We start from the raw sequence: 12,673 nt of genomic DNA, 5'->3' as shown, positions 1-12,673 counted from the left end.
CTCCCGGGGTGGGCCGGCTGCCCTTAGGGTTGGGCCCATGACGACGATCGATCTGGCAGTCATCCCCGGCGACGGCATCGGCAAGGAGGTCGTGCCCGAGGGCCTGAAGGTCCTGGGCACCGCGCTGGCCGGCAGCGGCATCGAGCTGTCCACCACGCACTACGACCTGGGCGCCGAGCGCTGGCACCGCACCGGGGACACCCTCACCGATGAGGACCTCGAGGCCATCAAGGGCCACGACGCCATCCTGCTGGGCGCCGTCGGCGACCCCTCGGTCCCCTCCGGTGTTCTGGAGCGGGGGCTGCTGCTGCGCCTGCGCTTCGCCCTGGATCACTACGTCAACCTGCGTCCCTCCAAGTACTACCCGGGCGTGCCCACGCCCCTGGTCGATCCCGGCGAGATCGACTTCCTCGTGGTGCGCGAGGGCACCGAGGGCCTGTACTGCGGCAATGGGGGAGCGGTGCGCGTGGGCACCCCCCAGGAGATCGCCACCGAGGTCAGCGTCAACACCGCCTTCGGCGTCGAGCGCGTGGTCCGCTACGCCTTCGCCAAGGCCGACGCCCGCCCCGCCAAGCACCTGACCCTGGTCCACAAGCACAACGTGCTGGTCAACGCCGGCCACCTGTGGCGCCGCACCGTCGAGGCGATCAGCGCCGAGTACCCCGAGGTCACCATCGACTACGCCCACGTCGACGCCGCCACCATCTACCTGGTCACCGACCCGGGGCGCTTCGACGTCATCGTCACCGACAACCTCTTCGGCGACATCCTCACCGACGAGGCCGGCGCCGTCACCGGCGGCATCGGCCTGGCCGCCTCGGGCAACATCAACCCCGACCGGACCTTCCCCTCCATGTTCGAGCCCGTCCACGGCTCGGCCCCCGACATCGCAGGCCAGGGCATCGCCGACCCCACCGCCACGATCTCCGCGGTCGCCCTCATGCTCGACCACCTGGGCCACACCCAGGAGGCCCGCCGCGTCGAGGCCGCCGTCGAGGCCGACATGGCCGCACGCTCCGAGGGCCGCAGCCGCACCACCAGCGAGATCGGCGACGCCATCGTCGCCGCCCTGGGCGCCTGAGATCGGGTCCCGGGGCAGACGCCGCCTGGCCGTCGCCCCGGGACGCCGGATCGGTCCCGCCGGCGTCCCGGCCCCCGTGCCCGGCCTCACTCGCCCCGCCCATCCCTCCCTCCGGATCGCGAGAAGCCGGCGCTCGTGCCCGGCGCCGGCGGTAAGGTGCTGTCATGACGACGGCCCCCCAGCATGACGCCCCGCCCACGCCCCTGGACCTGGCCGGCTCCGTGCCGGTCCCCGACGCCGACGCCCTGGCGGGACGCTTCCCCCTGACTCGTCACGAGCACGCCGCCTCCCCGGAGCAGCGCGCCCGCGCCCTGGCCGAGCTGCGCTTCGGAGTGGCCTTCACCGACCACATGGCTCACGCCCGCTGGAGCCCGGAGTCGGACTGGCACAGCCACGAGGTCATTCCCTACGGCGATCTCAGCGTCTCCCCGGCGGCGGCGGTGCTGCACTACGGCCAGGAGGTCTTCGAGGGCATCAAGGCCTATCGGCACGCCGACGGCTCGGTGTGGACCTTCCGTCCGCGCTTCAACGCCGCGCGCATGGCCCTGTCCGCCCGCCGCATGGCCCTGCCCGAGCTCCCCGAGGAGGACCTGGTCGCCTCCCTGGTGGACCTGGTGCGCGCTGATGAGCCGTGGGTCCCCTCCGGCGACGGCGAGTCCCTCTACCTGCGCCCCTTCACCTTCGCCAGTGAGCCCTTCCTGGGTGTGCGGGCGGCCCGAGCAGTGGACTACTACCTCATCGCCTCCCCGGCCGGGAACTACTTCCCCCACGGCCTGGAGCCCCTGAGCATCTGGGTGAGCGCCGAGTTCCACCGCGCGGGCCCCGGCGGCACGGGCGCGGCCAAGACCGGCGGCAACTACGCCTCCTCCCTGCTGCCCCAGCAGGAGGCGCAGGAGCGGGGCTGCGATCAGGTCTGCTTCCTGGACGCCGCCACCGGGCTCAACCTGGAGGAGCTCGGCGGCATGAACATCATGGTGGTCGACGCCGACGGCACCGTGCGCACCCCGCAACTGACCGGCACGATCCTCCAGGGCTCGACCCGCTCTTCCATCATCACCCTGCTGCGGGAGGAGGGCCGGCGCGTGGTGGAGGAGACCATCAGTCTGGAGAGCCTGCTGGCGGGCATCGAGTCGGGCCGTGTCGCGGAGGTCTTCGCCTGCGGGACCGCGGCGGTGGTGGTGCCGATCGGCCGTCTGGCGGGCCAGGGCTTCGAGGTCGAGATCGCCGGCACCGAGGTCACCCGCCAGATCCACGCCCATCTCACCGGCATCCAGTACGGGCGCCTGCCCGACCCCCACAACTGGATGTACCGCCTGGCCTGACTCACCGGCGCGCCTCGCCCACCGGCCTGCGGTCGGGGCGCGCCGTCGCATGCTCGGGGCCATGGCATCCCGCAGACGATGGCCGACGCTGCTCCCTGCGCCCTCATTGTCATTGCCAAACCGGTGTATTACGGTTCGTCGTCCAGATTCTCGGCGATGCAGGACACGCACGATTTTTTGTGCTGCGATATGTCTATGACCGACAAGCCGTCTCTGGACCTCCCTGACGACTACGCCATGGGCGATGGCGTCGCCGATCCCATCGACGAGCTCCCGCTGGAGGAGATGCGGGGCGCTGACAGCGCTGACAGCGCTGACAGCGCTGACAGCGTTGAGAGCGCCGACGTCGCGGGCGATAACGCCGCAGCCGGCGATGCGACAACCGGCGATGCGACCGCCGAGCGCGCGGCCTCGGGGCTCCCGAGCGGGGCCGCTCAGACCCGCCACCGCCGCGGCACCCGCATGCGTCGAGGGACGAGGGCGGCTCTGGTCTCCGCCCTGGTCCTCGTCCTGGTCCTGGTGGCCTCGGTGGCCGGTGCGGCCCTGTGGGTGCGACACTCGCTGGGCTCGGGCATCGAGACGATCTCCGACCCCTTCGCCGGCCTGCCCTCCCGGGCCCCCGCCCAGAAGACCGACGGCGATAGTGAGCCGGCCACCAACATCCTCATCCTGGGCACCGATTCGCGCATCAGCGCCGGCGACGCCTCCCAGTGGGAGGTCGGGGCCCAGCGCACGGACGCCATCATGATCATGCAGATCAGGGGCGATCGCCAGGGCGCTGCCGTCATGTCCATCCCGCGCGATACCTGGGTGGACATCCCTGGGCACGGCCAGGGCAAGATCAATGGCGCCTTCGCATACGGCGGCCCCACCCTGACGATCCAGACGGTGGAGTCCCTCACCGGCATCCACATCGATCACTTCGCCATCGCCGACTTCGAGTCCTTCACGGCCCTGACCGATGAGATCGGCGGGGTGAGCATCGAGCTCACCCACCCCCAGACTCTGGCCGGCACGCAGTTCCCGGCGGGCGCTCAGCGCCTGACCGGCAAGCAGGCCCTGGCCTATGCGCGGGAGCGCGACTCCCTGCCGGGAGGCGACTTCGACCGGGTCAAGCGCCAGCAGGCCTGGATGCGCGCCATCGTTCGTCAGGTCCTGAGCAACGGCACCATGTCCAGCCCGACCAAGCTCTACTCCTTCCTGTCCACCGCCACTCGCACCGTCGCCATCGACGAGGGCTTAACAGTGGACAAGATGCAATCGCTGGCCTGGAGCATGCGCGACATGCGCGGCCATGACATCCGGTTCATGACCGCTCCGGTGGCGGGGACCTCCACGTCCCCTGATGGCCAGTCCATCGTGCTGCTCGATGACGCCGGGGCCAAGCCCCTGTTCGAGGCCTACGCCTCCGACAGCGTCGAGGAGTACCTGGAGGCCAATCCCCAGGCCGTCGAGACGCTGCCGGCGACCGTCAACTAGGGATCCCCGCAGGCCGCCCTGTCCCCAGCCCGCCCCGAGCCGATGCGGTGAGGACCGGTCTCAGGCAGACCCGCCTGCGGCGCGCTCGTCGCATGGTGGTTGTGTGAAAGCACCTATCTCCACCGTCGTGGCCCCCTCCATCCGCTCGCAACTCTCCCGTGACCACCGGGGGAGGGCGTGATATCCCTGCAATCGCGCGGCACGATCGATGGAGCTGCTTATGGTTACGTGTCGGCCTCAAGCAGATTTCAGCGCCGGGATCACGGTGAGGGGATTTCCGTGTTCTTGCCGGGAATCCGCGGATTGTGTGGGCGTGATCATCGCCCTGGTGCGGCGTCTAAGCGATAACAAGGGCTTCATAGTGCCTCCTTGATCTCTAGACTCAGTGCATGTGCGTTCAACTACTTCGCACGTCATCCACCACTCGAATGCGAATGCTTGTGCGATTCCACAAGCCTCGCTCTGATCTGATCCAAGGACACATTGATGAAGCGCGTCATCACCTACGGCACCTTCGACCTGCTGCACTACGGTCACATCGAGCTGCTCCGCCGGGCCAAGTCCCTGGGTGACTACCTCGTCGTCGCCCTGTCCACCGATGAGTTCAACGCCATCAAGGGCAAGACCTCCAGCTTCACCTATGAGCAGCGCAAGGCCATGCTCGAGGCCATCCGCTATGTCGACCTCGTGGTCCCCGAGGAGACCTGGGGGCAGAAGAGCACCGACGTAGACACCTATGACATCGACGTCTTCGTCATGGGGGATGACTGGCTCAACACCTTCAACGACCAGCTCGAGGGCCTATGCGAGGTCGTCTACCTGCCGCGCACTCCTGAGATTGACAGCACGCAGATCAAGGCCGGTCTGAAGGAGCGCGAGTGAGGCCCGGACGGATGAGGCCCGTCAGGCCCGGTGGTCCGTCCCGTCCCGCTCGGTACGCCCGTTCCCGCAGCGCCATGCCCAGGGCGCTGACCGCGGGCCGTCGGAGCCGCGCGGGCCGCAAGGGCGCGGTCGGCCGATCCCGTTGGCTGCGCTGGAGCGCAGTGCTGCGCTGCGTGCTGTGAGCGGTGCCCGACGTGTCTGGAGGGCGGACCCTGATGACAACGCGTCGTGAACCTGTGCGAGACTGTCCCGGACCGTTGGGGTCGCTTGGATCCCGCGGTTGGCACAGGCACACGAGCAGGGGATGGGCGCATGCCAGGGCAGAGCACGGAGCACAGGACCACCAGCGGGCGCGTCCAGGTCTACGACACGACTCTTCGCGACGGCGCCCAGCAGCAGTCCATCTCCTTCACCGTTGAGGACAAGCTGGCGGTGTGCCGGCTGCTGGACCTGCTGGGCGTGGAGTTCATCGAGGCGGGCTGGCCGGGCGCCATTCCCAAGGACACTGACTTCTTCTCCCGTGCGCGCCAGGAGCTGAGCCTGGTCAATGCTCGCCTCGTGGCATTCGGCGCCACCTGCAAGCCGGGCAGCCAGCCGGATGAGGATCCCCAGGTGCGGGCCCTGCTGGACAGCGGGGCCCCGGTCATCACGCTGGTCGCCAAATCCGATCCCTCGCACGTCACCCAGGCCCTGCGCACCACTGCTGAGGAGAACCTGCGGATGGTCGGCGAGACCGTGCGACACCTGGTGGCCGCCGGCCGGGAGGTCATGGTCGACCTGGAGCACTTCTTCGACGGTCTCGATCACGCCGATGCGGCCCAGGCGGGCAGCGCCGATGGTCAGGAGGGCCCGGCCTACCCCCTGATGGTCGCCCTTGAGGCCGCCCGGGCCGGGGCGGTCGCCGTCGTCGCCTGCGACACCAATGGGGGAACGCTCCCCGACGGCATCGCGCGAGGAGTCTCCCGCCTGTGCCGGGCCCTCGATGAGGCGGGCAGCCGGGCCGTGGTCGGCATCCACACCCATGACGACGCCGGCTGCGCCGTGGCCGGGACGCTGGCCGCTGTCGAGGCCGGGGCGCGTCAGGTCCAGGGCTGCGTCAACGGCCTGGGGGAGCGCACCGGCAACGCCAATCTGCTGACCGTGATCGCCAACCTGGAGATCAAGACCCCCTGGGCGGCACTGCCCGGGGGCGAGGCCGAGCGCGCCCAGCGGCTGACCGAGCTGTCCTCGGTCGCCCGGGCCATCGGAGAGATCGCCAACCGTGCGCCGTCGGCCCGCCTGCCCTATGTGGGCACGCGTGCCTTCGCCCACAAGGCCGGCCTGCACGCCTCGGCCATCCGCGTGGACCCCGACCTCTACCAGCACATCGACCCCGCCCGGGTGGGCAACACCATGACGATGCTCGTCTCGGAGATGGCCGGCAGGGCCAGCATCGAGCTCAAGGCCCGCGAGTTGGGCATCGAGACGGCCGGCGACGACGACCTGCTGACCCGGGTGGCGCGGGTGGTCAAGGAGCGGGAGGCCGCCGGCTACGCCTATGACGCGGCTGACGGCTCCTTCGAGCTGCTGCTGCGCTCCCAGCGCGGCGACCTTCCCGAGTTCTTCCGCGTGGAGTCGTGGCGGGCCTCCATCACCGCACGGCCCCAGGACGGCCAGGCGGTGCTGCCCAGCAGTGGGCAGACGATCACCGACTCCGAGGCCACCGTGCGCCTGTGGGCCGGCGGGCGCCGCTTCGCCGTGCTGGGGGAGGGCAATGGCCCCGTCAACGCCCTGGACCATGCCCTGTGCGCAGCGCTGTCGCAGGTCTACCCGGAGATCGAGGACTTCGTCCTGACCGACTACAAGGTGCGCATCCTGGATGCTGAGCGGGGCACCCGCGCCATCGTCAGGGTGCTCATCGAGATCGCCGACTCCCACTCCACCTGGTCCACGGTGGGCGTGGGAACCGACATCATCGAGGCATCCTGGGAGGCGCTGACCGACGGACTTTCCGTGGGCCTGCTGCGCCGGGGCGTCATGCCCCGATGAGAGGGCCCGGCCTGCGCGGGCACTGGGCCCTTCCCCGGTATCGATTGCATCTCAGCAGGTCGCGGCGGCCTTGGAGCGGTCGATCCTCATCTACGATTCACCTCAGTCAGTTGTTCGTTGAACGAGTAGAGCGTAGATATGTCAATCGCGGTCAGGGGTGCCACCACGGCGGGCTCCCATGGTCTCCGTCCCGGGATCGGGATGTGAGATGAGCACTCCATCCATCCCCTCGGCCGCCTCCGCGCTGCCCACGCTCTGCGGTGGCCCCGCCTCCCGGGTCGGGCCCCTGCGGGCCTGCGAGCGCACCTTCAACGTCCTGGTCGCCGACGATGGCCTCTTCGGCTCCGCATGCGGCTCGGCGGCGATGGGCGCCGCGCGGATCCTGCGCAGGATGGGGGTTGATGTGCGCATCCGACAGCTTGATGCGCGGGCCCCCATCGAATCTCAGCTCATGTGGGCGGCCACGGTGCTGGTTGACCAGTGCCAGTGGGGCGATCAGCGGGATGAGGGCACGGCTGCCACCCGGCTGGTCATGGCCCAGGCCCTGGCCGCTGGGCGGCATGTGGTGGTGTGCGCCGAGTCGGGTGAGTCCATGCGCACGCACGCTCCCCGGGTCAGCGAGGCTGCGATCATGACGGAGGCTGATCCGCATCGCCTGGCCCTGTTGTGGCTGGAGCGGGGAACCGGCGCCCTGGCGGGCTGAGACCCGCCGGGCGCGGGAAACGTCCCCGTCAGGCTGATCCCGGCCCCTGGGTGGGCTCAGGCCTCATCGGGCTCGCTGTAGCGGAAGCGCGACAGGGCCGAACTGGGGGTGTCGCACAGGACCACGCCGCACTGGGCCGCGCTCTGCTGCTCGACGGCGGTCACGGCACGGCGCAGCTGCTGGGCGGTGGTCTGCTTGAACTGGGCCAGGATGACCACGCGATCCATGAGCGGAGCCAGCGAGCGCGCCTCGGTGCGCGGGTGGAGGGCCGGAGCGGCCAGCACCACGTAATGGTTCTTGGCCACGGCCTCAAGCAGCTCGCCCATGCGCGGGGAGGCGAGCAGCGAGGCGGGATCGCGCGCGGCGCGCCCCGTGCCCACCAGGAGCAGCCCCGGGGTCTGCGTGCGTGTGGCCGCCTCCTTCATGGAGGCACGGCCCGCCAGGACCTCGGACAGACCGGCCTGGCCAGGGGCGCTGGGCGCGTGCAGGCGGGCATCGATGAGCACGGTGGGCTGCCCGGCATGGGCCGAGCTGCGGGCCAGGCCCTCGGCCGCCGTCCACACGTCGATATCCTCCACCGCTGAGGTCACCATGATGGTGCGGGCGGCCTGGGGGCCGCCGGTGTAGAAGACCTCGGCACGGATCCGATCCAGGGCCTGCCTCTGGGAGGAGACCCTGGCCGGCAGGGCCCCCAGTGCGGGCGCCTCCACGGCACGGGAGATGTCGCCGGTGGAGCGCAGGCGGGTGTCCAGCACGGACATGGCGAACGTTCCCGTCAGCCCCGCCAGGAGCCCGCCGAGCAGTCCGACCCCCAGGTATCTGACAGGCGAGGGGGTCTTGGTGACCTCAGAGATCTCGGCGGAGGACATGAGCACCAGGTTCGCCGGGGAGGTCTCGCCCTCCAGGACGAGGATCTCCTGGGAGGCATGGGTGACCACCGCGTCAGCGATCCGCGTGGCGCGCTCCCTCGTATCAGCGCGGACGGTGACGTTGATGGTCAAGGAGTCGGGCACATTGGTGGCCTCGATGTCCTCGGCCAGGCGCTCGGGAGTGGTGTCCAGCTCCAACTCGTCGCCCAGCTCTGCGATGACCTTCTGGGTCACGTTGGCGGAGGTGAAGACCGGGACGAAGGTCTTGACCTTGCGATCTGCCAGGACGGCGGCGTCGGAGTAGGCCGTTGTGGTGCCGGCGGCAGGGTCGACGTTGACTCGCACGTAGGCGCTGGAGGTCGCGGTGTAGGTGGTCGGCGTGAACCACAGCAGGCCCGCGGCGATGAGCAGGCCCACGATGGGGCACAGCAGCACCGTCCCCCAGCGCCGCTTGATCAGCGCGATCAGATCCCTGAGTTCCATGTACCCGTCCTATTCGATCGAATCATCCCGAGACTCTCAGGCCTCAGGCCAGCGCGTCAACCAGCGCGGAGCACACCTGGTCCACGTCCTGGTCAGTGAGCAGGACGTGGAGGGGCAGGGTCAGCTCAGTGCTGTAGAAGCCATGGGCGTGAGGGTGCTGGTCAGGGGAGAAGCCGAGGTTGCGGTAGGCGGTGAGCAGGGACAGGGGCTTGTAGTGCACGTTGGCGGAGACCCCGGCCTCATAGAGGTCCTGGATCACCCGGTTGCGCTCGGCCGGGCCGTCAACGGGCAGTGAGGCGATGGCCAGGTGGGCGCTGGAGCGCTGGCCGGGGACGCTGTGGTGCAAGAGCTCGACGCCGCTGCCCTCCAGGCCCGAGGCATAGCGATCCACCAGCTCCAGGCGCCGGGCGACGATCTGCTCGTAGCGGCCCAGTTGGGACAGCCCGATGGCGGCCAGGACATCCGGCATATTGGCCTTGTAGGCGGGGGAGACGATGTCGTACTCCCAGGATGAGCCCTGGGACTTGGCCAGGGCGTCCTTGGTCTGCCCGTGCAGTGCCAGGACGCGGATGCTGCGGGCCAGCTCGTCATGGTCCACGGGCAGGTCCGCCCGCCAGGTCAGGGCCCCGCCCTCGGCGGTGGTCAGGTTCTTGACCGCGTGGAAGGAGAAGGCCGTCATGTCCGCGATCTGCCCGCTGGCCAGGTCGGCGAGCCGTGCGCCCAGGGAGTGGGCGGCGTCGGAGATGATGGCGGGGCGGCCCAGGGCATGGGGCAGGCCCTCATCGATCCGTCCCCGGCCGGCCAGCAGATCGTGCAGGGGCCGTGAGTCGTAGGGGATGCCGGCCAGGTCCACGGTGATGATGGCCCGGGTGCGCTGCGTCACGGCGGCGGCGATCCGCTCCGGGGAGGGGATGGGCGCGCCCGGCTCGGTGTCCACCATGACGATGGTCGCGCCCACATGGTCGATGACCGAGGCACTGGCGGTGTAGGTGTAGGCCGGGACGATGACCTCGTCCCCGGGCCCCGCCCCCACCGCGCGCAGGGCCAGCTCCAGGGCGGCCGTGGCGGAGTTGAGGGCGACGACGCGCTCGGTGCCGCAGTAGGCGGCCAGGGCCTGCTCGAATCGCTGTCCCACCGGGCCGGTGGTGATCCAGCCCGAGCGCAGGACCTCCACGACCGCCTCGATGTCCTCCTCGGTGATGCTGGGCGGGGAGAAGGGGATCATCGGATCGCCTGCTTCTCGCGCGTGACCATCGGGGCGGAGGATCGCTCGGGGTCCTTGGCGCGGGGGCGGTAGCCGTCCAGGGTCCAGGTGCGCAGTCCCTCGATGCTGCTGGGGGACACCGATTCCACCTGCACGTGGCTGATGAGGTGGTGGAAGGGGCGCTCGTCGTCCTCATTGGAGGCGATGAGGTCCTCGGAGAGCTTCTCGCCGTAGCGCAGCCCGGTGAACTCGATCGTGATGTCCTGCCCCGACTGGGCGATGAGGCGGCGGGCGACGTCGACGATGCGCACCGGATCGCCCATGTCCAGCACCATGGTGTCCCCGGGGCGGCCGATGGCGCCGGCCTGGAGGACCAGCTCGCAGGCCTCGGGAATGGTCATGAAATAGCGCTGCACATCCGGATCGGTGACGGTCACCGGTCCTCCGGCATCGATCTGGTGCTTGAAGGTCCACAGCATCGAGCCGCGCGATCCCAGGACGTTGCCGAAGCGCACTGAGACGAAGCGCAGGTTGTGCTCCAGGGCCAGACTGGTGGTCATCTGCTCGGCCAGGTGCTTGGTGCGGCCCAGCACCGAGGCGGGGTCGGCGGCCTTGTCCGTGGAGACGTTGACCAGGGTGGACACGGCGAACTCCCTGGACAGCTCCAGGACGTTCTTGGTGCCGATGACGTTGGTCTTCCATCCCTCCTCGGGGTACTGCTCCAGCAGAGGCAGGTGCTTGAGCGCCGCGGCGTGGAAGACCACATCGGGGCGGTGCTCGCGGAAGACCTTGCGCAGGGCGTCCTTGTCCCGGATGTCGCACAGCACCATGTCCCGGGTGTCGAGCAGGCCCTTGTTGTAGATGCCCAGCTGAATGGAGTGCAGCGAGGACTCATCGCGATCGAGCAGTACCAGCTCGCGCGGGGCCAGGCGGTGGAGCTGGCGGGCGATCTCCGAGCCGATGGAGCCCCCGGCACCGGTGACCAGCACGCAGCGCCCGGTGATGTACTCGCTGATGCGCGATAGATCCGTGTTGACCTCGCGCCGGCCCAGGACGTCGGCCAGGTCGATGTCCTTGATGTCCGAGAACTGCAGGCTCTTGCGGGCGATCTCGCGCACCGGAACGATGGTCATCGTCTTGATCCCGGCCTGGGCGCAGTCCTGGGTGATCTGCTTGAGACGATCCGTGGGCAGGTCGGCGATGGCGATGATGACCGTGCGCACGTCCTCGCGCTGGCAGCACTCCACGACGGTGTCCACGGTGCCCATGACCGGCACGCCCTGGAGGCGCAGGAACTTCTTGGTCTCGTCGTCGTCGAGGAGGCCCACGGGCAGGAAGGGCGAGGCGGCGTCGTCCTTGGTCAGGCGGACCACCTGGTTGCCCACCTCGCCGGCGCCCAGGATGATGACCCGGTCCCGGTCCTTGGCCGAGCGCTGGTAGGCGCGGGCCTTGACGTAGGTGCGCTGAGCCCGCAGGGCGAAGCGGAGCAGCAGGCCGATGGCGAGGGCCAGGAAGGGGATGAGCGTCAGGCCCAGGATGGAGACGGTGCCGCCGGTCAGCGCGGCCCAGGCGGCCACGGCAAGTGCGCCGGCCAGGGTGGACAGGGCGTACTGGGCGGCCAGGGTGGAGACCTCCTCGAAGGAGGAGGTGCGGAAGCGTCGTCGGTAGGTCAGGAGGACCAGCGTGCCCAGGAGGGCGTTGGTGCTGACGGCGACGAGCAGGAAGACTCCCAGGCCGGCCAGGGCCAGTAACGACCCGCTGTCCGCCAGTGCGTGCACCATGAGCGTGGCGACCAGCCAGCCCAGGGTATCGGCCGTGAGTGCGGCCGCGGCCTTACGCCTGCTGACTCTCATCTGCTGCTTTCTCGCTTTCAGCTCTCAGGTCGCCCGACGGCGGCCCTGCGGGGTTGCTCTCCTGTGCTCTGCGGGCGCTGCAGGCAAAGAGTGGGGGACAGCAGGTGCTGCGGCTCGGCCCGGTCACGCGCGCAGGAACACAAGAGGGCGGTAACAACCGTATTACTATGACACATCCTATGAGGGACCTGATAGGCCTGTTGGTGCACAGTCCGCGGGAGCGGAGGGTCGACTCTCCCGCATATGCCTGAAATGGCAGGTTGAGCCCGGGGTGGATGTGGTTGAGTGAGAAACCGCACGCATGTGCCGACGAAAAGCAAACCTGTGTATTGCCTGCTGACTTCCTGCACATTTCCTTGTAGTCGCGGGTCGCCCTCCGCTGCGGTTGATATGGACCGGAGCGCTGGTTGGAGGGGCGGCCGGGGTGCGGTTCCGGGGTTGAGGATCTGTGTCCTGAGCCGTGGAACCTGGGCCTGGGTTGTGTGTTTCGTGCAGGCAGTGATGGCGGTTCGTGCAGGAATCGCCACAATGAGTGTGCATAAGTGTGATCGGCTCGCCCTGTCGAGTGGATGCCCGTCGATCGTTATCGGCGTACGTTAAGGTAAAATTCGGGAAATGCCCATAAAGTGCGCGCCCGAAGGCTTCGATGTTGCGGTCATGTCACCCGCGAGCTGCGCGAGCCCCGCTCAGGCAATTCGACCGCTGTGGCTCGATCTGAATGCGGCGAGACGGGCGATGCTGTGCTCAGGACAGAAAATCCCCCAGTCAT

Annotated in this window: 9 protein-coding genes; 6 read left to right on the top strand and 3 right to left on the bottom strand. The window is 69.2% G+C overall.

From position 1 onward, the window contains the following. Window positions 1-37: 37 nt before the first annotated feature. The 6 genes from EL266_RS11880 to EL266_RS11855 all read left to right on the top strand — a co-directional run bounded on the left by EL266_RS11880 (window position 38) and on the right by EL266_RS11855 (window position 7,495). Window positions 38-1,081: a 3-isopropylmalate dehydrogenase gene (locus EL266_RS11880; protein ID WP_026427996.1), complete on the top strand. Its 1,044-nt coding sequence runs from the start codon at window positions 38-40 to the stop codon at window positions 1,079-1,081. Window positions 1,082-1,245: 164 nt separating this feature from the next. Beyond that, on the top strand, window positions 1,246-2,403 hold the full coding sequence (locus tag EL266_RS11875) for a branched-chain amino acid aminotransferase (RefSeq protein ID WP_026427995.1): 1,158 nt from the start codon (window positions 1,246-1,248) through the stop codon (window positions 2,401-2,403). 195 nt (window positions 2,404-2,598) lie between these two features. Further along, window positions 2,599-3,882 (top strand): LCP family protein, encoded by a 1,284-nt coding sequence (locus EL266_RS11870; protein ID WP_232012031.1) that lies wholly within the window; start codon window positions 2,599-2,601, stop codon window positions 3,880-3,882. Between the two features lie 486 nt (window positions 3,883-4,368). Continuing rightward, complete coding sequence (gene tagD / locus EL266_RS11865; protein ID WP_026427994.1) at window positions 4,369-4,764, top strand: glycerol-3-phosphate cytidylyltransferase; 396 nt, start codon at window positions 4,369-4,371, stop codon at window positions 4,762-4,764. Window positions 4,765-5,076: 312 nt separating this feature from the next. Continuing rightward, on the top strand, window positions 5,077-6,792 hold the full coding sequence (gene cimA, locus EL266_RS11860; protein ID WP_026427993.1) for a citramalate synthase: 1,716 nt from the start codon (window positions 5,077-5,079) through the stop codon (window positions 6,790-6,792). Between the two features lie 208 nt (window positions 6,793-7,000). Continuing rightward, complete coding sequence (locus EL266_RS11855; protein WP_026427992.1) at window positions 7,001-7,495, top strand: hypothetical protein; 495 nt, start codon at window positions 7,001-7,003, stop codon at window positions 7,493-7,495. A gap of 56 nt (window positions 7,496-7,551) precedes the next feature. Here the strand turns inward: EL266_RS11855 and EL266_RS11850 are convergent, their stop codons facing one another. The 3 genes from EL266_RS11850 to EL266_RS11840 are packed head-to-tail and all read right to left on the bottom strand — an operon-like array spanning window position 7,552 to window position 11,904. After that, window positions 7,552-8,847, bottom strand: coding sequence for a polysaccharide biosynthesis tyrosine autokinase (locus EL266_RS11850; protein WP_026427991.1), 1,296 nt, complete (start codon window positions 8,845-8,847; stop codon window positions 7,552-7,554). 43 nt (window positions 8,848-8,890) lie between these two features. Then, complete coding sequence (locus EL266_RS11845; RefSeq protein WP_034515652.1) at window positions 8,891-10,072, bottom strand: DegT/DnrJ/EryC1/StrS family aminotransferase; 1,182 nt, start codon at window positions 10,070-10,072, stop codon at window positions 8,891-8,893. After that, on the bottom strand, window positions 10,069-11,904 hold the full coding sequence (locus EL266_RS11840; RefSeq protein ID WP_051281438.1) for a nucleoside-diphosphate sugar epimerase/dehydratase: 1,836 nt from the start codon (window positions 11,902-11,904) through the stop codon (window positions 10,069-10,071). The genes EL266_RS11845 and EL266_RS11840 overlap by 4 nt, the downstream gene beginning before the upstream one ends. Window positions 11,905-12,673 lie beyond the last annotated feature (769 nt).

It is taken from the genome of Actinomyces slackii (genome assembly GCF_900637295.1).
GTDB lineage: Bacteria > Actinomycetota > Actinomycetes > Actinomycetales > Actinomycetaceae > Actinomyces > Actinomyces slackii.
The sequence above is the reverse complement of the archived record's forward strand: the minus strand, read 5'-3'. Positions and strand labels throughout refer to the sequence as shown.

Coding starts and splice junctions, on each gene's coding strand:
- EL266_RS11880 (WP_026427996.1), top strand. CDS start 38: ATGACGACGATCGATCTGGCAGTCATCCCCGGCGACGGCATCGGCAAG.
- EL266_RS11875 (WP_026427995.1), top strand. CDS start 1,246: ATGACGACGGCCCCCCAGCATGACGCCCCGCCCACGCCCCTGGACCTG.
- EL266_RS11870 (WP_232012031.1), top strand. CDS start 2,599: ATGACCGACAAGCCGTCTCTGGACCTCCCTGACGACTACGCCATGGGC.
- tagD (WP_026427994.1), top strand. CDS start 4,369: ATGAAGCGCGTCATCACCTACGGCACCTTCGACCTGCTGCACTACGGT.
- cimA (WP_026427993.1), top strand. CDS start 5,077: ATGCCAGGGCAGAGCACGGAGCACAGGACCACCAGCGGGCGCGTCCAG.
- EL266_RS11855 (WP_026427992.1), top strand. CDS start 7,001: ATGAGCACTCCATCCATCCCCTCGGCCGCCTCCGCGCTGCCCACGCTC.
- EL266_RS11850 (WP_026427991.1), bottom strand. CDS start 8,847: ATGGAACTCAGGGATCTGATCGCGCTGATCAAGCGGCGCTGGGGGACG.
- EL266_RS11845 (WP_034515652.1), bottom strand. CDS start 10,072: ATGATCCCCTTCTCCCCGCCCAGCATCACCGAGGAGGACATCGAGGCG.
- EL266_RS11840 (WP_051281438.1), bottom strand. CDS start 11,904: ATGAGAGTCAGCAGGCGTAAGGCCGCGGCCGCACTCACGGCCGATACC.